Here is a 25,361-nt window from a genome sequence, read left to right on the forward strand (position 1 = left end):
GGTTTACAATAAAGTGTAAGATATATGATCCTAAACGGAGGAATTATTAAATGAAAATAAAACGACTTTTACTAAGCAGCTCTGTTTTATTAATGACAACTTTAGGCTTAGCTGGTTGTGCAAGCAGTACAAACAAATCTGCTTCTAGTGACAGTTCGTCTAAAGTCAAGACTTCAAAAGTAACTGAGAGTCATAAAAACAGTACAAAAGAAAATAATTCTGCAAACTCTAGCAGTAAAAAGAATTCATCATCATCTAAGGTTAGTGATAATGATGTAGCCAAGATTGATTCTAACAGCAATTCAAGTACTTCTTCGCAAGGAAGTAGTGCTAAGTCCAATGCTTCATCGCAAACATCTACTAAGGCTGCTAACGGAACGGCAACTTCTGCTGGTCAACAGTCTACAAGTGGTACTAAGGCCAACCAAAGCAGTAATATTCAACTTGGTCTAAGTGATGTTGCAGTTTGGACAGATGAAAATGGTGTAACTCACCATGTTGATAGTGATGGTATGGATCGTCAGACTACAAATGGAAGTAACCAAATTACTTATAACGACTGGTCAGGTGATTTACCAAGTAACGCAAAAGTTGTTCAAGCACACTAATTTAATATGAAAAGAATGTACAAGTATAATTCTGGTACATTCTTTTTTATTAGATTTAATTTTTGTTACTTGCGTGCTAAAATAAATTGATTTACTAAGAATATAGGAGAACAATTAAATGGAAACAAAAAGACATTTTAAATTGTATAAAAGCGGGAAGCAATGGATAACCGCTGCAATTACTACGGTAGCAGTATCTACTGGAATATTAATGGGGGGGTAGCGAACGCTGACACGGCGACCCCTACAGACGATCAGTCAATTACAACGACGACAAATTCATCAACAGCTAATGATGAAAAGCCGGAGCAGCCATTAAAGACTACTGATTTGGTAAAACAAGATGGACAGCAAGAAAACGGTTCAATAGAAAAAGTAGCATCAAAAGCTAATAATACTGATTTACAAACATCTAATTATGATCATAATGATAATGGTAGCTATGGTGCTTTTGATTCTGTAACAGTTAATGATAACCAGCTTCATGTGGCCGGTTGGCAGGCTACTAACCAAGCTAGTCAGTACGGTAATAAAAATCGTTTCTTAATTGCAATTGGACATAATGAACAGGGACAACAAACAGAATTAGGACGAACAAAATTAGATAGTCAGACAATTGTGGCTCGTCCTGACGTAAAGAACGTTCATAACGTTTACAATGCTGAAAATTCGGGCTTTGATGCTAACATTAAGTTAGATGTAAATAAGCTTCAAACTTACCGTAATGCCATTCAAATTATTAGCCGGTACAGCGGATCAGCTGATGGAAATAGTCAGTATATTGACTATGTTTCAGCACCGGTTGTTTTAAATCGAGATAATAATGCCTGGCTTGATGAAATGAAGGTAACTAATAATCAGCTTCACGTTTCTGGGTGGAATGCTACTAATAAGGCATTAGGTAAACAAAATCACTACCTTATTTTATTTGATCGTACCCTTGGTCATGAGCTTTCACGAGTAAGAGTTAATGGAGTAGCTCGTCCTGATGTTGAGGAAGCATATCCACAAGTAATTAATGCAGATATTTCAGGATTTGATGCGAACTTCTCATTATCAAATATTGACTTAACTCATCAATTACAAATCATTAGTCGTTATAGTGATGTAACCAACGGTGAAGGAAATAATGTTAATTACTGGTTTGCCCCACAACAACTAATGCCTGCTAATCCAGCTAATCAAGGAAGTCTTGACCAATTTAATATTAGTAAAGCGGGAGAAGTAACAGTTACCGGTTGGCATGCGACAGATGCATCGAGTGTAGAGAATAATCGTTTCCTAATCCTATTTGATCAAACGGCTGGGCATCAAATTGCTTCTCTAAAGATTACTAACGTTGCTCGTCCAGATGTTGCTAAAGTATACCCAAATATCAAGAATGCTCAAGATTCGGGATTTAATACAACATTTAAAGTAAATCCTAGTGATATTATTTATGGTCACCAGTATTCAGTTGTAAGTCGTTATTCCACTGATCCTAATGGTAATGGAAACGATGGTAAGCATATGGATTACTGGTCAGCACCGATCACTCTAAATCACTCAGCAAATAATATTGACCAGCTTGGTGTTACTGATAAAGGACTTCAAATTAGTGGATGGATGGCAAGCGATGCATCAGCTAAACAATCCCATGCTTACATTTTAGTAATGAATAATGGCAAAGAAATCACTCGCCAAGAAGTTAAGTTGAGTTCACGTCCTGATGTAGCAAAAGCTTACCCATCAATGTACAACAGTGAATTAAGTGGCTTTAACACAACGATCGCACTTCCTAATGATATTGCTCAACTGAATAACTTACAATTGCTTCTTCGTTTCAGTACCGCAGCTGATGGTAATCCATATCTTAACCAACCCGTTACGGACCAATGGAGTGGGAAATATAATTTAACTGCTAATGAAGGTAGTTTTGATTATATCAAGGTTAATGGATCAACGGTTGAAGTCCAAGGTTGGCATGCAAGTAACTTATCAGCCGCAAAGCCATACCAATACTTAATTGTTCTTAAAAATGGTAAAGAAGCCGGTCGTTCACTAATTATGGGCTCTGAAGGGAAGCTTGGTCGCCCAGATGTTAACCGTGTATATCCTAGTATTTTGAATAGTGGACAATCTGGCTTTGAGGGTTCAGTAGTCTTAGCTAATAACCTTAGAAATACTAAAGTACAATTAATTCACCGCTTTACTAATGATCCAGCTGGCAATGGTAATTATGTTGATTTAACTTCACCAGTGTTAACGATTGATAGTAACTATCAGACTGGTATCCTAAATATTAATTCAATACGTGCTAAGCGTGATATGACTGCTCAGCGGATTGCTCAAAAATTAATGGCTCAGCGTCAAGCAAAAGTTTTATATGATTGGACAAATCAAGATAATAATTATCAGGAATTAGCGATTTATGATATTGCTCAGGAATTAGCACAAGGCGACGTTAATAATGATGCTCAAGTTATTGCTAAAAAACTAAAAAATAATGCCTTACTTGATGGTAAAGTAGTATCTACAGCTATTTTTGATCTTCCCAAGACAATGGATTATGATCAAATTACTGATAACTTTATCAATAATATTCCTAATAATTCAATTGTAAATAATAGTGTTGTTGGTGTTGGAGTAGCTAATAATAACTTAGCAATTGTTCTCTTTGCACCCGGTACCAGTACGGCCACAGAACAAGCTACTTCTAAGTTAACTGCTCAAATTTCAGATGTATACAAACATGCAGGAGTTACTGTTGATGTCAAAAACGGGCTCACAAAAGGGGTAAGTGTTGATAGTACAGATTTAGGAACAGCTCTTATACAACCAAGTGTAATGTTATTAAAGGGTGATAAGGGGACTGTAATTAGTCTTGATACACTTAAGACCATTTTTGCGGCCTTACCAGGAAATACAACCGCCCTAGAAGGAACAAAGAATTATTATAACGGAAATGATGCTTACCATTATCAATTCTGGCTTGATGGTCAGAGTGCAGACGATAAGTTAAATAACTTCCTTGCTTTAAATAAGAATGCTAAGTATGGTGACCAACTAAAGGTAAATTACACGGCAACGCTTGTATATGGTTCTGAGACAGGATCAAATACTGAAAATATTGATGAGACACCAACTAGCAAAAAGTCTGCAGATGAAGTTTCATTAGCTTACCAAAATGGAACTGAAACAGGTGCACGTTATGAGACGGTAAAAGTAAATCCAATTCCAAATATGAAACAAGATACAATTCGTGGTGTTGATGTATCTAGTTATCTTGCATTGGTTAAAAATGGGGTTCAATTCTATGATTTCAATGGTCAGCCAGCGGACTTAATGAAGGTCCTTTCTGATGCTGGAGTTAACTACATCCGAATTCGGATGTGGGTTGATCCATATAATGCTGCTGGTGAATCATATGGTGGTGGAATCGATGATGAAGCGACTGTTCTTCAAATTGCTGAAGACGCTAAAAAGTACGGAATGAAAGTCCTACTAGGATTACATTACTCTGATTTCTGGGCTGATCCTGCAACTCAATTAGTGCCAAAGCAATGGAAAAACTTAGATGATCAAGATTTAAATGCTGAAGTTTACCTTTATACGAAGAAGCTTGTCAATGACTTTACTAAGGCTGGTGTTAATATCGATATGGCCCAGCTTGGTAACGAAATTACTAAGGGGATTCTTGGTGTTCATGATGAAAAATTAGGAGCTAATATTTGGCAAACAGAACCACAGGCAAGTCGAATTACTAGCTTATTAAGTTCAGCTTCCCGTGCTTTTCGTGAGGCTGCTCCAAAGACTCAATTAGCGGTTCATATTGAAACACCTGATATGCATAATTATGATATGATTATGAACTCGCTAAAGATTCATGGTGTTGACTACGATGTATTAGGTTCTTCTTACTATCCATTCTGGGGATGGGGTGGTAATAATCCTGATAATATTGCCAATGTTGAAAAGATGGTCAAAGATAAGTATGGTAAGAAGTTTATGATTGCTGAAAGCGGTTGGCCATTTACCCTCCAAAACTCTGATGGAACACCAAATAATGTTAGCTGGGAGCCAGGTCACTACTCTGTAAGTCCACAAGGCCAAGTTGATGAAATTTCAGCAATGTACAAAGCAGTATTAAGTAACGACAATGGACTCGGTGCCTTTTACTGGGAACCAGCGTGGATTCCGGTAAAAGCCGGTTGGGATAACTGGGAATACAACAAACTGATGGGAGATGTTCAAGGCACTGGTTGGGCATCAATCAATTCTCGTGGTTATTACCCCGACTCTAAGATTATGTACCAAGGTAAGTCTGCTTCAGGTGGTACTTCATGGGACAATAATACGTTGTTTGATGATCATGGCTACCCACTTCAGTCACTAATGATGTACAAGGGCTTCCTAAATGGTTACCAATCTCCAGCAAGTGTTACTAGTAGTTTCACCGCTAAAATCAATGCCTTATATAAGACTGACGGTGTTGAGTTAACTAATCCGCTAAAGATTGGTGATGGTTTAGACATAAATGGTATCTTTAGTAAGGATGGACAGCAACTACTAAATGGAATTGAAAATACTACAATCAGTGATGCCTCATTAAAAGCAATCTTTAATGACCTACAAGAAGGAATTAAGAGTCAAACTTATACTGATAAAGCTGGCAATAAGTATCATTATGAATTCTGGCTTGATGGTAACAACGCTACAGATAAGTTAAATAATTTTCTTACATTAAATAGTAGAGCTAAGTACGGTACTCCACTGACTGTAAATTACAGTGCTACATTGGTTCAGGATGAGCAAGTCGAAATGGCAACATCATTTATCAAAGCAACCGTTTCAGAGGTATATGGATTAGATGGTGTAACTATTGATTCGCCATTAAAGATGGGTGATTCATTACCAAGTACTGATTTAGCAGTCATTCAGAAAGCTGTTGATTCTGCCTTAACTGGTGAAAAAGGTGCGGTAATTAGCAGTCAATCATTTAAAGACTTAGCAAAGGCTCTCCCGGGAATGTATGGTTCTACAGGTGCCTTATCTGGTAGTAAAGTCTATACGATGAAAGACGGCAACCAATATCACTATGAATATTGGCTAAAGACTGATGATTTACAAGGTGCAAATAAAGATGCTAAATACGGTGATCCAATTATTGTAACTTACTCAGCATCATTAAAATGGATTGATCCTAAAACTAAGTAATTGATCAAAGGTAGTTTCTCCTAAAAGGTGAAACTGCCTTTTTAGTAAAATTGCTATATTGCAGGACTTTTACTAAAATGTTACAAGAGTTATTAAATAATCTTAAATTATGGTAAATATTTCTAAGCTTCACAAACACTGTAGTAATGTAGTATTATACAAAAGTATGTAAAAGTTATGATATGGAGAGAACAATGAAAAATTATGACTATCTAGTAGTAGGTGCTGGCCTGTTTGGGGCTACTTTTGCCTACGAAGCAGCTAAACGAGGTAAGCGCGTTAAAGTAATTGAAAAGCGCGATCACATTGCTGGTAATATCTATACAAAGGAAGTAGACGGGATTCAAGTTCACCAATATGGTGCCCACATTTTCCATACATCTAATAAAGAAGTTTGGGAATACGTTAATCAATTTGCGGAATTTAACCGCTACACGAATAGTCCTGTAGCTAACTATAAGGGGCATATGTATAACCTGCCATTTAATATGAATACATTCAGTGAAATGTGGGGAGTTCGTACGCCGAAAGAAGCAATGGCTAAAATTAATGAGCAACGGCAAGAAATGGCTGGTAAGGAACCAAAGAACCTTGAAGAACAAGCTATTTCTCTTATTGGCCGCGATATCTATGAAAAGTTGATCAAGGGCTATACTGAAAAGCAGTGGGGACAAAAGGCAACTGAATTACCTGCCTTTATTATTCGGCGTCTCCCAGTGCGTTTGGTATATGATAACAACTACTTTAATGACACCTACCAAGGGATTCCAATTGGCGGTTACACCCAGATCGTTGAAAAGATGCTTGATAGCGACTTAATTGATGTTGAGACTGGTGTGGACTTCTTTGATCAAAAGGCTAAGTACCTTGAAGATTATCCGAAAATAGTATTTACCGGGATGATTGACCAGTTCTTTGATTATCAATTAGGTGAACTTCAATATCGGAGCCTTCGCTTTGAAACAGAAGAAAAGAATGTCGGTAACTATCAAGGTAACGCGGTAATTAACTATACCGATGCCGAAACACCATATACACGGATTATTGAACATAAACACTTTGAATTTGGCAAGGGTGATAAGGATAAAACGATCATCACTCGTGAATACCCTGCTGATTGGCATCGTGGTGATGAACCATATTATCCAATCAATAATCAACGGAATAACGACCTTTACAAGCAATATACCAAGTTAGCTGACGAAAAGGCTGATAATGTTATCTTTGGCGGCCGTTTAGGACAATACCGTTATTACAACATGGATCAAGTATTACATGCAGCTTTGACAGCTGTTAATAAGGAGTTTGATTAGTAGCCATGAAGGTTATTAAAAATTATTTGTATAATGTGGTCTATCAGATTCTACTTCTGTTAGTACCCTTAATTACAGTTCCATATATTGCCCGTGTATTAGGGCCTGAACTTGTGGGAATTAACTCTTATACAAACAGTTGGATGACCTTCTTCATGCTTGTTGGACAAATGGGAATTGCCCTTTATGGAAACAGGGAAGTGGCCTATCACCGTGATGATCCAATTGATCGGTCTAAGATCTTTTGGGGAATTGAAATGCTTCAGGGAATGACGATTTTAATTGCCCTTGGTGCTTATCTTGCTGCAGTATTACTGTTTAGTACAACCTTTAAGCATTATTTTCTTCTTCAGTCATTCTGGATTATTGCAGCTGGGGTGGATGTCTCATGGTACTTTATGGGAATGGAAAATTTTCAACGAATTGTTTTTCGGAATATGGTTGTAAAACTAGCTTCTGTAGCACTAATTTTCCTCATTGTTAAAGACCATAATGATCTTGGAAAATATATTGCTTTACTAGGTTTATCAAATTTGGTTGGGAATTTAACCTTGTGGCCATACCTTCGTAAAGAAATTAAATGGGTGCCGATTTCCACTTGGCATCCATTTAAGCACTTTTATCCAGCCTTGTTGTTATTTATTCCAACAATTACAACACAGGTATACTTAGTTGTTAATCGACTTATGTTGGGACGAATGTCAACGCAAAATCAATTAGGTCAGTTTCAAAATACTGATCAGATAACTAAGGTTGTTTTAGCAGTTGTTACTGCTTCTGGACAAGTAATGCTCCCCCATATTGCTAATAAGTTTTCTAAAGGGGATGTTAAGGGAATTCGGGAAAGCTTATATAATTCCTTTGATTTTATTACTGCATTAGCTGCACCAATGATGTTTGGTATCATGGCGATTGCTGAACCGTTTGCTCCGTGGTTTTTAGGGGCAGAATTTAATGATGCTGGGCGCTTAATGATGATTGAAGCACCAATTATTTTGTTTATTGGTTGGAGTAACGTTACTGGTACCCAGTACTTAATGCCAATTAATCGAACAAGAGAGTATACTATTTCTGTGACAATTGGAGCTGTTGTCAATATTCTTGCTAATTTCCTGCTCATTGCAAAGTGGGGCGCTAGTGGTGCTGCGTTAGCAACCGATATTTCAGAATTTGCAGTCACTGCGGTACAGTTAATATACATTCGAACGACAATTCGTCGTCGCCGTTTGTTTGCTAGTACGTGGAAGTATTTGCTGAGTGGATTGATTATGTTTATAATTGTGTATCGGTTAGCTGCTATCATTAATATGACAGTAATGAATTTGATGATTGAAGTTATTGTTGGAATAGTAGTATATTTACTTGGAATTATTTTATTGAAAGCACCTGTTGTGGAAGAAGCAATAACATTAATTCAGAAGCGACAAAAAAAATAAGAGTGGAGAATTTATATGAAATATCAATCAGTGATTGTTACGTATAATAGAAAAAATAAGCTTATAGAGGCCGTTAACTCCCTTTTAAATCAAACAGAGAAACCAATAAGGATAATTCTTATTGATAATCACTCAACAGACGGTACAAAACAGTTACTTGAAACTTTGGGCTTCCTAGACAATCCTAGAATTAAGTATCTTCAAATGCCGAAAAATTATGGGGGATCTGGGGGATTTTATTATGGAATTAAAGAAGCAATGAAATATAAAGATTTTGATTTTCTATCTTTATCTGATGACGATGCTATTTATAAGTTCACTTTTTTTGAATTAATTTCTAAATATCAACAAGCGCATCCAAATATAAAAGCCTTTAGTGGAACTGTTCAATACGAAGATGGTACTATTCAGATCGATCATCGAAGAAGAATCTTAGATGATCGGTGGTATCGACAAGATGATATTCCAATTACTGAATATCATCAAAATTTCGAAGTTGATTTACTATCATTTGTGGGATGTGTAATTAGTAGAGATATCCTTGAAAAAATCGGCTTGCCAGAAAAAGACTATTTTATATACTATGATGATACGGAATATTCTTTACGTATCCGAAAATATAGTAAAATCATTAATGTTTCAAATGCGATTATTGTTCATAAAACGCCTAAAAAAGATCCTGCTAAACAGAATGTAATTACATGGAAAAATTACTATGAGTTAAGAAATTCAATGTTGATGAAGAAAAAACATTCTAATTGGAAATGGCTAAGATTTTATTTTTACCAATATTATATAAAATTAAGCATAAGAATTTTGTTTAATAAAGTATATAAAGGACAAAGGAAAGAAGCATTTTATATTTATAATCAAGCTTTTAAAGATGCTTTGAAAAATAGAAAAGGAAAAAATAAACTATTTATGCCCTAATTAATTTGGAGAAAATAATGAATGAAAATACAGTTGCAATTTTAATGTCAACTTATAATGGAGCAAGATATTTAAAAGATCAGTTACAATCTATTATTAATCAGAGCTATAGTAATTGGCATCTGTATATAAGAGATGATGGATCAAGTGATGAAACTGTCGAAATTATTAAATCATATGCAAAAAAAGATAGTAGAATAAGCATTCTTCACGATACCTTAGGTAATATTGGTTCAGTAAGATCATTTTTCTATTTATTAGAACAAGTAGATAGTAATTTCTATATGTTTTCTGATCAAGATGATTATTGGAAACAAAGTAAAATACAGAAAAGCATACTTTTACTAAAACAGCATAATCATAAACGAAAGCCAATATGCGTATATACAAACCTTCAAATAGTTGATGATAATTTAAAAGGAAATGAATTACTATTAACAAAAACTTGGCAAGATTTTCCAAAGCTATTTTTTACAAATAATTTATATGGATGCACAATGTTATTTAATAATTTTTTGAAAGAAAAAATTAAATTCGATCAACTTAACTATGATAATATCTATGTTCATGATTGGTGGTTAGCGTTGGTTTGTGCTATTTTTGGTGAAATTCATTATTTGGATGAGCCAACAATTTTATATCGGCAGCATTATGGTAACCAAATAGGCGCTACTTCAAAAAATATTAGCGTGCTTATAAAAAGATTGTTTAATAAAAGTAAGGATGAAAAGTTATTGCAGAGTACAATTCTTTTTGCTGAAGAACTTGAAAAGTCATATGGTAAGGAATTGAAAAATATTAATATACAGGGATACGTGAAAAATTATGCAATGATTTCGAGTAAAAGTTCTTTCTTTAATAATTTAAAAGTAATACTTAAATTTCCACCTAGATCAGTGCATCTTAGTAAGGAGCTGTTTTATATGTATATTTTAGTCTTTTACTCACGTTTATTTTTCTTGAAATAGGAGAGGGGACAAAGTAGTGGCGTTAAATAAATTAAAGAACAAACGAATATATGGCGAACAATTATATTTCATAGCTTTGTCATTAAGCCTTGTTGCCTCTTTCATAATTAATACGACCTTTATGATTTACTTTAATGTAAAGCATCTGAATTGGATTAATTATTTTTCTTTTGGGCTACTTATGATTAAAATTTTTGTTTTTGATCGTTTTAATATAAAACAGTATTTATCTATTATAATAATTATTTTCTTAGCGGTATTATCGTGGCGAAATACACAAATAAATACAGTTATGATAATATTTGGCTTTATTCTTGGTGCGCAAGGCGTAGAATTTAAAAGGATAATACAACAATACTTTAGAATAAATTTTAGTTTGATTTTGTTGACAATGTTGTATTCTTTGTTAGGTATTATTCGTAATTTAGTTTTCTTTCGAGAAAATATTTTCAGGTATAGTTTTGGAATAGACTATCCTACAGATTTAGCAGCATATATATTTTATTTATGCCTAGCGTATTGTTATTTAAATTATAAGAAAATGAATTTGCAACGTTGGCTTTTGATAATAGGGGTTGCTTTATCCACATACTTAGTTACTAATACTAGACTTGATACTCTATTAATTATACTTATAGTACCAACTATTACTATTGCGAAAAGAGCAAAAGCTACTAGTAATCAGTATTTAAAATTTATTGCATCTTCTTTTTGGTATCTAAGTATAATTCTTCCATATACATTCATCTTATTAACGGTTAATTTTACTTTTAGTAGCCCTATCATGGTTAAACTTAATCAATTTTTTTCAGGTCGACTAACCTATGGGCATCAAGGTTTGAATAGTTATGGAATAACTTTATTTGGTCAAAAAATAGTAGAACATGGTTGGGGAGGAATAAAAGGATTAAAAATGATGCAGCAAAATCCCTTTAATTATTTTTTTATAGATTCATCATTTGTAAGAATGCTATTAATAAATGGAACAATTATAGGAATGATAGCTTTTATCATTTTGATATCTATTTCAATTCATGAAACTTTTAACCATGATTATATTCTACCAGCATGCATATTTTTAGTTGTATTAAGCAGTATAATAGACCAACATATGTTAGAAATAACGTATGATCCATTCATATTATCATTTTTATCGATTGTCAGTAAGAAAGTAAATGGGGGATTTAACCATGACGAAGCAAAGAAATTATACATTGGGTAGTATGAGCAAAATTATAACAAAAAACATTCTAATAATTGGAATTTTAACCATTTTAGGCGCTGTAATAGGTGGCTTATACGCGAATAATAAAAAGACGACGAATTATTTTGCAGACTCTACTGTAATGATAAACGCAGATTTAAACAATACTGATTATAAAAATTCTGCACTTTTAGCAGAAAAAGGAATGATGAAAACATATGAAGAAATTGCAGGCAATCAAGAAAGTATGTTAACAGCCAAGAAGTACTTACCTAAAGAAATGCGTAAATCATTAACTGTTGAGGAAATGATGTCTGCTGTAAAAGTCAATTCTTCACCTGACTCTTTAATACTTAATTTTAGTGTAAAGACAGAAAACAGTACAGATTCTGTTGAAATTGCGAACGCAGTTGCCAAGGCAGCAACACTTATATTGCCAAAATACAGTCAAAATAATAATACTGTCAAAGTTTTAACAAGAGCAAATAAGAAAAACATTAATAGTAATACGACACCATCAGTAAAGAAATATATTGTAATGGGAGCCTCGTTAGGACTATTGGTTGGGCTGATTTTTTCTTTTAGTATTACAACTTGGAAGCATATGTAACTGAGGTGGAAAATGACAACTCCTAAGATTGCAATTTTAATGTCGACTTATAATGGTCAAAAGTATTTAAGTGAACAAATTGAATCAATTCAAAAACAATCCTATTCTAATTGGCGACTTTATATTCGAGATGATGGTTCCACTGATGCTACTATTAATATTATTAAAAGATATACGACTAGGGATCCTCGAATTATATTTTTTAATCAGAACCATATAGAAAATCAAGGTGTTGCTAAATCATTTATGACATTATTAGAGAATATAGAAGCTGACTATTACATGTTTGCAGATCAAGATGATTACTGGAAAAAAGATAAAATTGCAAATACATTAGATGTAATGAAATCCAGTGAGAAAGTGAATGTTAATAAACCGATTTGCGTCCATACTAATTTGACACTTGTTGATTCAAATTTGAAGGGAAATTTATTAATGAATGAAAAAAAAGTATGGTCAACTTTTAAGGAACTTTTATTTGCTAATTGTGTAACGGGATGTACAGTAATGATTAACTCAAAGTTAAAATCATTAGTAGACTTTAATAAATTAAGATTTGTTAATATATATCTTCATGATTGGTGGATTGCTCTAATTGCAGCTGGCTTTGGAAAAGTTGTGTATCTAGACCAGGCAACAATGCTTTATCGGCAACATCCAGGTAATTTGGTGGGAAGTGACAAGCCAGGAACAAAATGGCATAACAAAACCACTAAACATCCATTTAGCGATAGGATAATGCAAACTGTTCGAATGGCTTGGGACTTTTGGAAGGTATATAACGAAAAAATTCAAGGTAGCGATAGACGTTATGTGAAGGAATATGCGAGTCTGGTTAATCACCAAAGTCCATTTTGGAATATGAAAGTTATTTGTATTTGTCCTCCACGAAGACAAACGTTGAAGGGAGACCTTTTTTTTAGCTATTTGATTGTAAATCAATTTAGGATGTTTCAAAGCCTAAATAAAGATGGTGAACAACTTTGAAAAATAAAGTATTTTCAATAATAACGATTGAAAACAATAAGGAAATATTTCAGACATTTAATAAAAATCTAAAGAAACAAAAAGATATAGATTATGAATTAATTGCTATTAATAATGAAAATAATCAATATTCTTCCGCACGTGATGCTTATAGGCAAGCTATATTACAAAGTAAAGGTGAGTATCTTCTATTCTTACACCCAGATATTTACTTTTTAGATAGTTTTGCTTTAAGAGATATAGCTACTAAAGTTTATGAATTAAACGATTTTGGAGTAATTGGGGTTGCAGGCTGTCCTACTGGAAAGAAAAGCTATATAGTAACTTCTATTTTTCAGGGAGAAAGTAGAGAAGCTTTTGGTACAAGGATTAAAAGACCAATAAATGTTCAGACGGTCGATGAATGCTTTTTCATTATGAAAAGAGACATTTATGATAAAATACCGTTTTCTACTATAAAGGGATGGCATTTTTATGCCGTAGAACAATGCTTAAGAGCAATTATTATTGGACAAAAAAACTATGTTATTCCTGCAAGAATATGGCATAAGTCAGCAGGAGCATCTGAAGATAGTAACTATATTAAGACCGGTAAAATAATCGTTAATAAGTATGGTCAATATTTTGATTCAATAAATACTACCATTACTAAATGGTATATTCATGGGTATTTAAAAAAAAATATTTTACCTTGGGTTAAACATTGGAAGAGGATGATGGAATGGAATCTGGGTATAAAAAAATGATATGGAATATTTTTAAAGCATTGTTGATGGCTCTTTTTCTGTCGATTAATTTAAACACAATTGATAAGAATACAGACGCAAAAGCCGACATGTATTTAAAATTAAAACAATATCTTCAACCTTTTTTAGCTATAAATATTCTCACCTATTTAATTTACTTTATAATTTTAATATTACTAATTGCTTATTTAAAAAGAAACTATTATAAAACTAGTCTAGCTTTTAAGTCTTTTTCAGTGCTTTACAGTATAATTTTAGCACTATGTACATGTTATGGTACTATCGCTAGGAAGGGAAACATATTTAATTATTTATATAATCAAAAATATTTAATTATATTTTTGGTCGTAGTAATTACTTGGACTATATTTTTTTATTTAATATTAGAATTCTTAATAACTTATTTTAATAGGACAAAAGCGCAAAAGTTCATTGTTGAAGGTTCTACTATTAACTGGAGAAAATGGTTTTGTATAATTTTGATATGCTGGTTACCATATATAATTATATTATATCCGGGAACTACAAATCCCGATACAATTAATCAGTTGTTAGAATTTTTTAATCATGGTAATTGGGTTCGGGATGATTATCCTATTGCCTGGTATATGGTTCCTAATAATCCATTCACTATTTCTAATCAGCATAATTTTTTAGTAACATTATTTTATGGTATGAATTTTAAATTAGGAATAAGCTTATTTCATAATGCTGGAATTGGGGTATTTATTAATTCTATATTTCAAATAATAGGACTCGTGGCTATACTAACTTATGCATTAGTAACATTCTCAAGACTTGGTATGAATAATCTTTTTTTACGCTGTTTTGGTATTTTTTTCGCATTATTTCCAATGCTCCCAATGATAGGAATGTTTTTAGGAAAAAATGTTCTATATAGTATTTTTCTAACCTGGTCATTTCTCTTAGTTGTAAATGCCTTAGAACAACCAAAATTATTTAAAGAGTCAAGATGGAATATTTACCTATTTCTAAGTTTGTTAGGTCAACTAGCAGTAGAAAAATATGCCATTTATATAATTGCATTTATGGCAATTCTTGTTCCTGTTTTATTTTGGAGAAAGAATTTTACAAAAAAATTAGTTATCACTATGTTAGGTTCTTTGATTGGCTTTTTAGTTGTTCAAGGAGCAATTTTTGAAGCATTACATGTACCTAATGGTGATCCGATAGAAGGTAAATCGGTAATGATTCAGTCTACTGCTCTATATCAAAAGTATCATCCTAATGACATGACAGATTATCAGAAAAAAGTAATAAATAAAGTCTTTGTACGAAAAAACCTGGCTAATTTGTATACACCTGGACTATCTGACCCTGTAAAATCATCAGGTGGAAAAAAAATAGGTTTACAACCAAATGGAAGCTTTAATCAACATCTTAATAAAAATTTTGTTGAAGGTTATCGTTATAGAACTGTAACAGCTAATGATATAAAAAATTATAATAAAGTATGGCTGCAATTAATGTTAAAGCATCCTATGACTTTGTTTGAAGCATTCATGGGGCAAGGATACGGATATCTGGATTTACAAGCAACGCAAGGAGATATTTCAGTAAATACTCCAGCTGATGCATTAAATGTAGCACAAGTTCATCATGAAATACCAATAGGTTCTAAAAGCTACACAATTGATTATACTAGGCACTGTCAGAGACTGAGGAAATTAATTGCTGGTATCTATAATGTTTGTTCTAAAATCCCACCCTTTGCATTTTTATTGAATGGAAATTACTTAATAAATATTTCAGTTATATGTTTTCTACTTATTTTAGGAACCGGTAGGTATGGAAAGGCATTAACAATATTACCTATATTACTTCAAGTGCCAATTTTTATGCTGTCTCCAGTGAATGGAAGCCAGAGATACATGTATCCATTCTTTTTTACAACTTTTATTGTGTTAGGAATAGTTCTTTGCTGGAAAAAAACTAAAAATAAAGAGAGTAGGAAGGATTCTATATGATTAAGATAAAAGGAAAAGGCTGGTGGATTTTTCAATCAATTGTAATTATTTTTGGCTTAAGCATCAATTTTAAATTAATAGAAAATACTAATAATATTGAATATTTAATTGAACGTTTCAAAGTTACCGGTTTAGTAAGTGAAATAGTAATAATTATTATTAGTATATTTAGTATAATTTTATTTCATTCAATGGCTTCTGTGAAAGTAAGCACTAAAATTATTTATTTAGTAATTGCTAGCATATATTCATCCTTTATAATTGTAGGATTGGCGGTAAGTAATTCAGGTAGTATATATTTAATATTTAACTCACCATTAAATATTGTTTTAAGTCTATATTTTTATCTAACTATTCTTTTTGTAATTTATAATTTTCTGTATTGGATATATTCAAAGTTTATAGTTCTTAGTCTTAAAAAAGAAGTATTACTTTCTAGCCCAATAAAAATTTGGTTCTTATTTTTTATTGGGCTATGCATTTGCTGGGTACCTATGTTCTTATTACTATATCCCGGAATTTGGGGTTGGGACGGAATGGATCAAATTAACCAATTTTATAGTGCAACTTCTGGAGAGATAAAGTTTTATTTGACAAACCATCATCCTTATACAACTACTGTTATTATGGGAAATCTATTCAACATAGGATTAAAGCTTTTTCATAATACTAATAAAGCTATTTCATTAGTAATTATATTTAATAATATATATTTAATTAGTTCATTTAGCTATTTGCTATATATAATTTCTAGATATTGTGATAAGCGATATTCTAAATACCTTTTTTTCTTTTTTGCATTTTTCCCAATTTTTTCGTTTTGGGCAAATACAGTTGATAAAACATGTTATTTCTTAGGAGCAATTAGTTTTTTTTATGCCGAATTAGTTTACTTTATAAAAATGGATTACAAGTCATGGAACAAAGTTCATCTTTTTGCATTATTTATAGCGGCATGTTTGGTTGGGCTTACAAGAAACGATGGAATTTTTTATGTACTATTTACATTGATAGGATCTGTTTTTTTGAAAAATTCTATCAATGTAAAGCTAGTTTTGACTGGGGCTTTAATTGGGATTTTTATTTTTAATAGATTTGGTTTACCAATGTTAAAAGTCTTGCCAACTGAACCAATGGAATCAATGCAGGTTCCAATGCAACAGATAGCATTAGCATTAAAAGAAAATCCTAAAAGTCTTTCGCATGAAAATAAAAAACAGTTATCTAAATTTTTAGATGTTGAGGCAATGTCGCGGATATATACAGCAGATAATTATGATGCAGTAAAGTCCACAATTAAATTTCCACAATGGAGATTTAAAGGGGAATTTGATAGTAGGGAGAAACAATTTAACAATGTTCCCATAGTAAAAGATAAAAAAGAATTATATAGTATATGGTTTAATCTCTTGTTAAAGAATAAGTTACTGTTTTTCGACTCTTTTCTTGTTGGCAATTACAACTATTATTTTCCAACGACTAATGTTAGCCTGATTTGGAATGATCCACCATTAAATGGGGGAGCTTCAAAATATGAATATACAAAGCATATAGATGGATATACTTCTTCAGTAAATCACTTTCAATTTTATTTGAGAAACTTCTTTATGAGGAGTATTATTGTATTGCCTATTTTTAACCTGTTGTTTATTCCTATGCTTTGGAATTGGCTTCTTATTTTTGTTTCAACTCTTCTGTTAATGCAAAATCTAAAAAGATACCTTATTATAGTATTTCCATCTATAATGATCTTTATTGTGATGCTGATGGGACCTGTAAATGGTGCATTAAGATATTGTTTCCCGCTTATGATAATTATTCCAATTTTATTTATTGTAGGAATAACAAATAATTCTAATGGAGAAAAGAAATATGGATAAATTAGCAGTATTAATTCCTTGTTATAATGAAGGAAAAACTATTGAGAAAGTTGTAATGGATTGTAAAAAGGCAATTGCAAATGTGCCTAATAGTGTAGTGTATGTTTATGATAATAATTCAACAGATAGTACTGCAGAATTAGCAAAAAAAGCCGGGGCAATTGTTCGTCATGAGTATATGCAAGGAAAAGGAAATGTAATTCGTCGGATGTTTCGTGAAGTTGACGCCGAATGTTATATTATGATTGATGGCGATGATACTTATCCTGCTGAAGATATTCCTAAAATGGCTAAATATATTTTGGATCAAAAGTACGATATGGTTGTTGGAGATCGTTTGAGTTCAAGCTATTTTGAGGAAAATAAACGTCCATTTCATGGGATCGGTAATAAGCTTGTTAGAGGTAGTATTAACTTTTTCTTCAAGAATGACATTCGGGATATTATGACCGGCTATCGTGCATTTAGTTTTGAGTTTGTAAAATCATATCCAGTTCTTTCTCGTGGTTTTGAAATTGAAACCGAGATGAGCATTTTTGCGACAGTTAATAATCTTGCTGTGAAAAATTATATTATTGAATATCGTGACCGACCTGCAGGAAGCGAAAGTAAGTTAAATACATTCTCGGATGGGTTTAAGGTCTTGCGACTAATTTTCACCCTTTACAGGAATTATAAGCCGTTTAATTTTTACGGATTATTAGCACTACTGCTAGTGATTTTATCATTAGGATTCTTTATCCCTAATGTATGGCTACCATATGAGGCAACAGGTAAGGTTGCAAATATGCCGACCCTAGTGGTATGTGGCTTCTGTTTAATTGCTGGAATAATTTCTTTTTACAGTGGATTAATTTTGGATTCTATTCAACGAAAAGAGCGTCGTGAATTTGAGTTTAGATTACAAGAACTTCACTTTGAAAGAAAAAAAGAAATCAAATAAGCTAGTATTTTAAGATTACAAGTAACCCACTTAAAACTTACTTGTAATCTTTTTGTAATTTAAAAGTGGTACACTAGAGAGCGATTAAATAAAAGGGGAAGGTATATTTTATATTATGGCAAGTGATAGTAATTCAAAAAATAATCAGTTTCGTGTTGTATTACCAGTAATTTTTACATTTGGGGCATCTCTAGTCTTTTTCCAGGGAAATGCTCAGGCTGCAGATGGTAATGTTGCTGCTAATACCTCTGTAACTACTACACAAACCAATAATGGTCAACAGACTAGTGACCAAAGCACTAATGTTGTGTTGGCTTCTCAAGCTGTTCAGACTCATGCCGCTGAACAAGCAACTACTAATACGGATCCAAATAAAGGAGCAGTTGACATTAGTAGTAGTGCTGCTCAAAGCGCTGCTAATGCACCAACAGTTAATAGTCAGCCTAATGTATCGACTACTCAGGTAAGTAATACTCAAGCTGATGCCCAAAATGCTACGTCTTCAACTAATGTTAGCGGTACCGGCAACATTAATACGTCAGGACTTTCTGCACATAATGTTCAATTCCTTGAAAGTATTCATCAGGGCGCAGTTGATGGTTGGAAACAATATGGGGTATTACCGTCATTAACTGGTGCCCAAGCAATCATTGAAAGTGGTTGGGGTCAATCAGGTTTAGCAACTCAGGGTCATAACTTATTTGGTATTAAGGGATCATATAACGGACAATCAGTAACGATGCCAACATATGAGTACTATGGTGGCCGTTATGTACGTATTAATGATGCCTTTCGTGCATACCCGTCAAATTACGAAAGTATCGTAGACCACGGTCGCTTCTTGAAGCAAAATAGCCGTTACAGTAATTTGATTGGACAAAAGGATTATCAAACTGTTACTCGTTTAATTCGTCAAGATGGTTATGCTACTGATCCAGCTTATACAAATACTCTTAATTCAGTAATTCAACGCTATAATTTAACTGCTTGGGACCAAGAAGCCTTTAACGAAAATGTTAACAATGGTCATATTGATAATATTTCAGTCCAAGGTAATAATCTTCAAGTTACTGGTTGGCATGCTTCAAGTAATTATGAACAGGGAATGCACCATTTTATCATCTTGCTTGATGCCAATACTAAAGGAGAGTTATACCGTCAAGAAGTAAATGGTGTCTACCGCCAAGATGTTCAAAATGTTTACCCTAATGCTAAGATTTCTGGTTGGGGTGGTTTTAGCTTAACTGTACCAAACTCTGCAAATTTTGCTGGCAAGTCAATCCAAGTCGTTTCTCGTTATACTAAGAATACAAATGGTGAACCAAATGGCGGTGAAGATATTTGGTTTAATCCGGTTAACTTAAATACTAACGCTGCCTACCTTGACAACTTTAACGTCAATGCTGCTACTAATACTCTTAATATTAGTGGTTGGCACGCAACTGACCAATCAGCAGGACGAAACCATCACTTTATTATTTTATTTGATGCAAGTAAGAACCGTGAGTTAGGTCGTTATGAAGTGAACTCAACGATTCGGAATGATGTTGCTAAAGTTTACAACGTTTATAATGCTGGTAAGTCAGGATTTAACCTTCAAGTAAACCTTAGCCCTGCTTTGATTGGTGATAATATCCAGGTAATTTCTCGTTACAGTAATTCATCAAATGGTGAAGGAAGCTATGTAGATTACTGGTTTGCGCCTAAGACTTTTACTGCTAACCAATCATATTTAGACAAGGTTGAATTTTCTAACAATCAAGTTCATGTAAGTGGCTGGCAAGCAGCTGATAATAGTGTTAAGCAACAAAACCATTTTGTAATTCTTTACGATGCAACAACACATCGTGAAATTGCTCGTCAACGGGTTAATAATGTTGCTCGTCCAGATGTGCAACGTGCTTACTCTAATATTGCTAATTCTGGTCAATCAGGATTTGACATTACCTTTAACTTCAATAAAGCTGCTTATGCTGGACACCAAATTCAAGTAATTTCTCGTTACAGTGATTCTACTAGTGGTGAAGGTAATCGGACAGATGTTTGGTTTAACCCAGTAACAGTTCCAAGCAATAATCAAGGATTCCTTGATAGCTTTGTTGTTAATAATGGTCAAGTAACTGTATCTGGTTGGCAAGCAGCAGATCAAAGTTACAATCAGAAGAACCATTTTGTAATTCTTTATGATGCGACAACTCATCGTGAAATTGCCCGTCAACAGGTGACTAATATAGATCGTCCCGATGTGCAACGAGCATATCCATCTATTTACAATGCCGGAAAATCAGGATTTAAGGCAAGCTTCAGATTAAGTAATAACTTAGTTGGCCATGACATTCGAGTAATCTCTCGCTACAGTGATGCTGCTAGTGGAGAAGGTAACCGAACCGATTTCTGGTTTAACGCTATTAAGCTAGAACGTTTATATTAAAAAAGATTGCTAAGCAGTATTTGTTCAGAGGAGTAGCAAGTGCTGCTTATTTTAATGCCTGAAAGTCTTTATCAACTATGGTTATTTCCATATATAAGTTTGTTAAAGAGTTAGCTATGTAAAAAGATAGTGGTATTTTATCGATATTAGGATACCGCTATTTGTTTTGCTATAATATGAAAAGGCTTACTTTTAAATAGGGAGGATATTTTAGTGGAAAATAAAAAACACTTTAAATTGTATAAGGATGGAAAGAAATGGTGCATTGCAGCTATTACTGTAGTGGGAGTTACTACGGGGATAGTATTTTCTGATACTCAAAGTATTAAGGCAGATACTGCAACGCCTCAAGCACAAACACAACAAGTAGTAGTACCGCAGGCAGCTTCAAATAATAATACAGAGAAGCAAGAAGTTACAGTTGTTCCACAGGCAAAGATTGCGGATAACGGTAGTGGGAATGTCGCTTCGTATGATCAAAATAACAATTTGCAATCATATACGGTTGATAGCCAAATTCATCAAGTGGGAGATACTACTCAGCAAATCCCTGCTAATAATATTAGTACAATTAATATTAATGGTGATCTTTCAGGTATTTCAAAAGATAATCTAAAAACAATCAATACCCAGATTAATCTAAATAGCGGGCAGACTGTCAATGCGTGGGGAACGATCAAGTATCAGGGTAATAGTACATTAGCTTGGCCGAAAAAAGGTTACCGACTAAAACTCTATCAAGATTCAGCACTTTCTAAAAAGTTAAAATTAGAAATTCCATGTAGTGAGTTTAAAACAAATGCCTTTAATTTAAAAGCGAATTTTACTGATCCAAATAAGAGCAATAATGTTGTTAATTCTAAGCTATTCAAGCAAATAACAGATAGCCGTTCCAATTTAAAAGAGAGTATTGTTAAAAAGATGCCTAACTATGGTCAAATAGCAGGGATTCCGATTAACTTAACCATTAATGGTTTAAATATGGGCTTATATAGTCTTAATACTTATCATCAAGATAAGCTTTATAAAATGAATGATGAAAAAGCTAATGATATTGCAATTACTGGTGAGGGTTATAGTCCAGTTACCGGTTTTCAGCAACCTGTAACTGCAGAAAACTTCATTAGTGACTCAGCTTTTTCTAATGTTTCACCAGCTAAAGTTACTCAAGCAACAATTGACCGTTTTAATGAGCTTTATCAGGTAGCTAATGCGTCTGAAAATGATTACTTACGTCTTGAACAACAATATATTGATATTCCATCTGCAATTGATTATTTAGTATTTTCGTTTGCGATTAATAATGCTGATGGATTACGGAAAAACATCTTCTACCTTAGTAAGGATGGCAGTAAATGGGCGTTAATGCCATATGATTTAGATATGTCGTGGGCTAACTCGTGGGATGGTAGTACAACTGATGAAAAAGCGGACTTTAGTCAAACTTTGAATAATTCTGGCAATAAATTATTAATCAATATCTATAATCATCATCGCCAGGATATTATTAATCGCTATAAAGAATTACGACAAAGTGTTTTAAGTACAGGAAACGTAATTACTTTATTTAATCAGTGGTTTGATATTATCGGTGAGAAAAATTATCAAATTAATGATCAACTATGGAACCAATATAATATGGATGGATTATTTACTCATCGAGCTTACCTTCCCAAGCAAGAGTTATTTAAGCAAATAAATTCACGGTTGAAGACAGTTGATAATCTATGGGGAATTTCCACTCCTGATACTGTTATTGAGTTACCGGAAACAAAATCAGTTACGCGGACGATAGAATTGAATGAGCCGAACGGAAATAAAAAAGCTGAAAAACAGGTTGTAACGTTCAAACGAGCTAGTCATTTTAATACTGCTAATGACCAATTAACTACTGCTAGCCAGTGGACAACGGATCAAAGTATTTTCTCAGAATATCCTATTCCGGTAATAAATGGTTATTCTTCATTAGTTAATAATCGGTTAATTGCAAAAATTGATTCACTTCAAGCTAATTCGAATATGGATAGCTCAATCATTAAAGTTAATTATGTAAGTAATAGTTTTGATAAAATTCAAAATACAAATATGGCTTGGCTTGATAATGTTCAGCTAATGAATAATAGTATTCATGTTGCAGGGTGGCATGTTACAAATCAAGTAGCTACTCATCCTTATCATTATATTATCGTTTTTGATAAGACTAATAATAAAGAACTAGGTAGAGTTCAGGTAACGACGCCAGCTTATCGTCCAGATGTAAAACAAGCATATGATTTATACAATGCTGAATATTCAGGCTTTGACGTTACAGTTCCGCTAAATATTAATAACCTTTCAACCTCAAGCGATGAATTGGTTGTTATTAGCCGTTATAGTAACGATATAAATGGTGAAGGTGACTATGCTGAGTATTGGAATCCAAGTATTAAGTTAGATCAAAGCAATAACTCAGCATTAGACGGTTTTGACACATCTGCTGATAATACTCTCCGTGTTACCGGTTGGCATGCGACGAACCTTGCACTCACTAAGCCATATCATTTTGTTATTCTTTTTGATCAGACAACTGGAAGAGAAGTCGGTCGTCAGCGGGTTCTTAATAGTGTCCGAGCTGATGTCCAAAAAGTGTTACCAAATATTGGCAATTCACTATTATCTGGTTTTACAGCTGATTTTGATTTAAATGGTTTAGACCTTAGTCACAACTTGCAAGCTATTAGTCGTTATAGTGATGATATGAATGGTGAGGGCAATTACGTTGATTCATGGTTTAATCCTGTCAAATTAATGCCAAACAAGCAACAAAATATTGGGTATTTAGATAGCTTTAATGTTAGTGACGGACAATTGCAGGTTAGTGGTTGGCACGCGGCGGATATGACTAGCTTGGAAAAGAACCATTATCTAATTTTATTTGATAACACAACTAATACGCAGATTTTATCTCAAAAGATCAGTAATACAATGCGTTCAGATGTAGCTCAAGTATATTCTAATATTCAAAATGCTAACTGGGCAGGTTTTAACGTTAACTTAGGAAAAGAAAATTTGCTTCCTGGACATTCTTATTCACTTGTAAGTAGGTATTCAACTGCTAGTGTTGGTAATGGTGATAGCGGTTTGTATACTGACTATTGGTTTACGTTACCTCAGCAAAACCAACAAGCATATAGCATTGATAATGTCTTTATGACTAAAGATGGGCTTCATTTAACCGGTTGGATGGCTAGTGATTATTCTGTGGTTGCACCAAAAGCCTACTTAATTATTTTAAGTAATGGTCAAGAAATAGGTCGACAAAAGGTAAGTTTAACTGACCGACCGGATGTGGCCAATGTTTATCCAACCATTAGCAATAGCTTGCATAGTGGCTTTGACTCTGTTGTAAAAGTTGATACTGATCGAATGGGTGATACGCTACAAGTTCTTTTAAGATTTACTGGTTCAGATGATGGTAATAGTAACTATTATGATCAGTTGAGTTCAGCCTATTCCACTAACGCTGGCTGGTTCGACCAGTTAATGGTTGATGGTCAGAAAGTTTCGTTTGCTGGTTGGCATATTGACGATCGGACAATTGATAAACCCTTCCAGTATATAATCTTATTAAAGAATGGCAGTGAGGTTGCCCGAGTTAAATTAAATTCAAATGAACAAAACTTAACCCGAGCTGATGTTAAACAGGTATATCCATATATCTATAACAGTGAGAACACTGGCTTTTCTGGCGAGATAACTTCTCCAATTGACTTAGAAAACTCAAATATTCAATTGATTCACCGCTTTACCTCTTCAGATGATGGTAATAGCAGTTATGTCGATTATTATTCACCAGTGTTGAAAAACAAGATTATCTAGGGGGCTATATGTTTTATTTTCTAAAAAGTCTAATTTTTCGGAGTTAATTTGCTAAGAAAATAACTTTAATATATCTAGAACTTACTATGACTTTTTTATGAATTTATGGTTGATAAACGATTGATACCAGATTAAAATACTCTTTGAATAATGTTTTTAGTACTCTATCTCTAAATTCTTGAGGAGGAAATATTTTGGAAATAAAGAAGCACTTTAAACTGTATAAAAGTGGCAAACAATGGGTAACAGCTGCAGTTGCAACT

At 33.4% G+C, this 25,361-nt stretch carries 17 protein-coding genes; all 17 read left to right on the top strand.

The annotated features are described in order from the left end of the window. Positions 1 to 50 precede the first annotated feature (50 nt). Positions 51 to 608 (top strand): CDP-diacylglycerol diphosphatase, encoded by a 558-nt coding sequence (locus IEU90_RS07205; protein WP_153710011.1) that lies wholly within the window; start codon positions 51 to 53, stop codon positions 606 to 608. A gap of 118 nt (positions 609 to 726) precedes the next feature. Beyond that, on the top strand, positions 727 to 831 hold the full coding sequence (locus IEU90_RS11510; RefSeq protein WP_371868198.1) for a KxYKxGKxW signal peptide domain-containing protein: 105 nt from the start codon (positions 727 to 729) through the stop codon (positions 829 to 831). Beyond that, positions 816 to 5,804 (top strand): glycoside hydrolase family 53 protein, encoded by a 4,989-nt coding sequence (locus IEU90_RS11565; protein WP_443093931.1) that lies wholly within the window; start codon positions 816 to 818, stop codon positions 5,802 to 5,804. The genes IEU90_RS11510 and IEU90_RS11565 overlap by 16 nt, the downstream gene beginning before the upstream one ends. A gap of 194 nt (positions 5,805 to 5,998) precedes the next feature. Then, positions 5,999 to 7,117 carry a UDP-galactopyranose mutase gene (gene glf / locus IEU90_RS07215; protein WP_153710013.1) on the top strand — a complete coding sequence of 373 codons (1,119 nt, stop codon included), beginning with the start codon at positions 5,999 to 6,001 and terminating at the stop codon, positions 7,115 to 7,117. Positions 7,118 to 7,122: 5 nt separating this feature from the next. Further along, positions 7,123 to 8,553 carry an oligosaccharide flippase family protein gene (locus tag IEU90_RS07220; RefSeq protein WP_153710014.1) on the top strand — a complete coding sequence of 477 codons (1,431 nt, stop codon included), beginning with the start codon at positions 7,123 to 7,125 and terminating at the stop codon, positions 8,551 to 8,553. Positions 8,554 to 8,568: 15 nt separating this feature from the next. Further along, complete coding sequence (locus IEU90_RS07225; protein ID WP_153710015.1) at positions 8,569 to 9,483, top strand: glycosyltransferase; 915 nt, start codon at positions 8,569 to 8,571, stop codon at positions 9,481 to 9,483. 17 nt (positions 9,484 to 9,500) lie between these two features. Continuing rightward, positions 9,501 to 10,451 carry a glycosyltransferase family 2 protein gene (locus IEU90_RS07230; protein ID WP_153710016.1) on the top strand — a complete coding sequence of 317 codons (951 nt, stop codon included), beginning with the start codon at positions 9,501 to 9,503 and terminating at the stop codon, positions 10,449 to 10,451. A 16-nt stretch (positions 10,452 to 10,467) separates the two neighbouring features. Next, positions 10,468 to 11,673, top strand: coding sequence for an ABC transporter permease family protein (locus IEU90_RS07235; protein ID WP_188357924.1), 1,206 nt, complete (start codon positions 10,468 to 10,470; stop codon positions 11,671 to 11,673). Further along, the gene (locus IEU90_RS07240) at positions 11,642 to 12,265 is read left to right on the top strand and encodes a YveK family protein (protein WP_153710017.1); all 624 of its coding nucleotides are present in this window, start codon (positions 11,642 to 11,644) and stop codon (positions 12,263 to 12,265) included. The genes IEU90_RS07235 and IEU90_RS07240 overlap by 32 nt, the downstream gene beginning before the upstream one ends. A gap of 12 nt (positions 12,266 to 12,277) precedes the next feature. Continuing rightward, a complete protein-coding gene (locus IEU90_RS07245) occupies positions 12,278 to 13,252 on the top strand; it encodes a glycosyltransferase family 2 protein (protein WP_153710018.1) in 975 nt (324 codons plus the stop codon). Beyond that, positions 13,249 to 13,998 (top strand): glycosyltransferase, encoded by a 750-nt coding sequence (locus IEU90_RS07250; RefSeq protein ID WP_188357925.1) that lies wholly within the window; start codon positions 13,249 to 13,251, stop codon positions 13,996 to 13,998. Before IEU90_RS07245 ends, IEU90_RS07250 begins: the two co-directional genes overlap by 4 nt. Then, a complete protein-coding gene (locus IEU90_RS07255; protein WP_153710020.1) occupies positions 13,974 to 15,986 on the top strand; it encodes a DUF6020 family protein in 2,013 nt (670 codons plus the stop codon). Before IEU90_RS07250 ends, IEU90_RS07255 begins: the two co-directional genes overlap by 25 nt. After that, positions 15,983 to 17,866 (top strand): DUF6020 family protein, encoded by a 1,884-nt coding sequence (locus tag IEU90_RS07260; RefSeq protein ID WP_188357926.1) that lies wholly within the window; start codon positions 15,983 to 15,985, stop codon positions 17,864 to 17,866. The genes IEU90_RS07255 and IEU90_RS07260 overlap by 4 nt, the downstream gene beginning before the upstream one ends. Next, the gene (locus IEU90_RS07265; RefSeq protein ID WP_153710022.1) at positions 17,859 to 18,809 is read left to right on the top strand and encodes a glycosyltransferase family 2 protein; all 951 of its coding nucleotides are present in this window, start codon (positions 17,859 to 17,861) and stop codon (positions 18,807 to 18,809) included. Before IEU90_RS07260 ends, IEU90_RS07265 begins: the two co-directional genes overlap by 8 nt. Positions 18,810 to 18,924: 115 nt before the next feature. After that, the gene (locus IEU90_RS07270; RefSeq protein WP_188357927.1) at positions 18,925 to 21,240 is read left to right on the top strand and encodes a glycoside hydrolase family 73 protein; all 2,316 of its coding nucleotides are present in this window, start codon (positions 18,925 to 18,927) and stop codon (positions 21,238 to 21,240) included. A gap of 213 nt (positions 21,241 to 21,453) precedes the next feature. Beyond that, entirely contained in the window at positions 21,454 to 25,098 is a 3,645-nt protein-coding gene (locus tag IEU90_RS07275; protein ID WP_188357928.1) for a CotH kinase family protein, read from the top strand. Positions 25,099 to 25,292: 194 nt separating this feature from the next. Next, positions 25,293 to 25,361, top strand: a 69-nt coding sequence (locus tag IEU90_RS11520; protein WP_371868201.1) for a KxYKxGKxW signal peptide domain-containing protein, incomplete at its 3' end; no start/stop codon positions are given.

The organism is Limosilactobacillus caviae, from assembly GCF_014635905.1.
Lineage (GTDB): Bacteria > Bacillota > Bacilli > Lactobacillales > Lactobacillaceae > Limosilactobacillus > Limosilactobacillus caviae.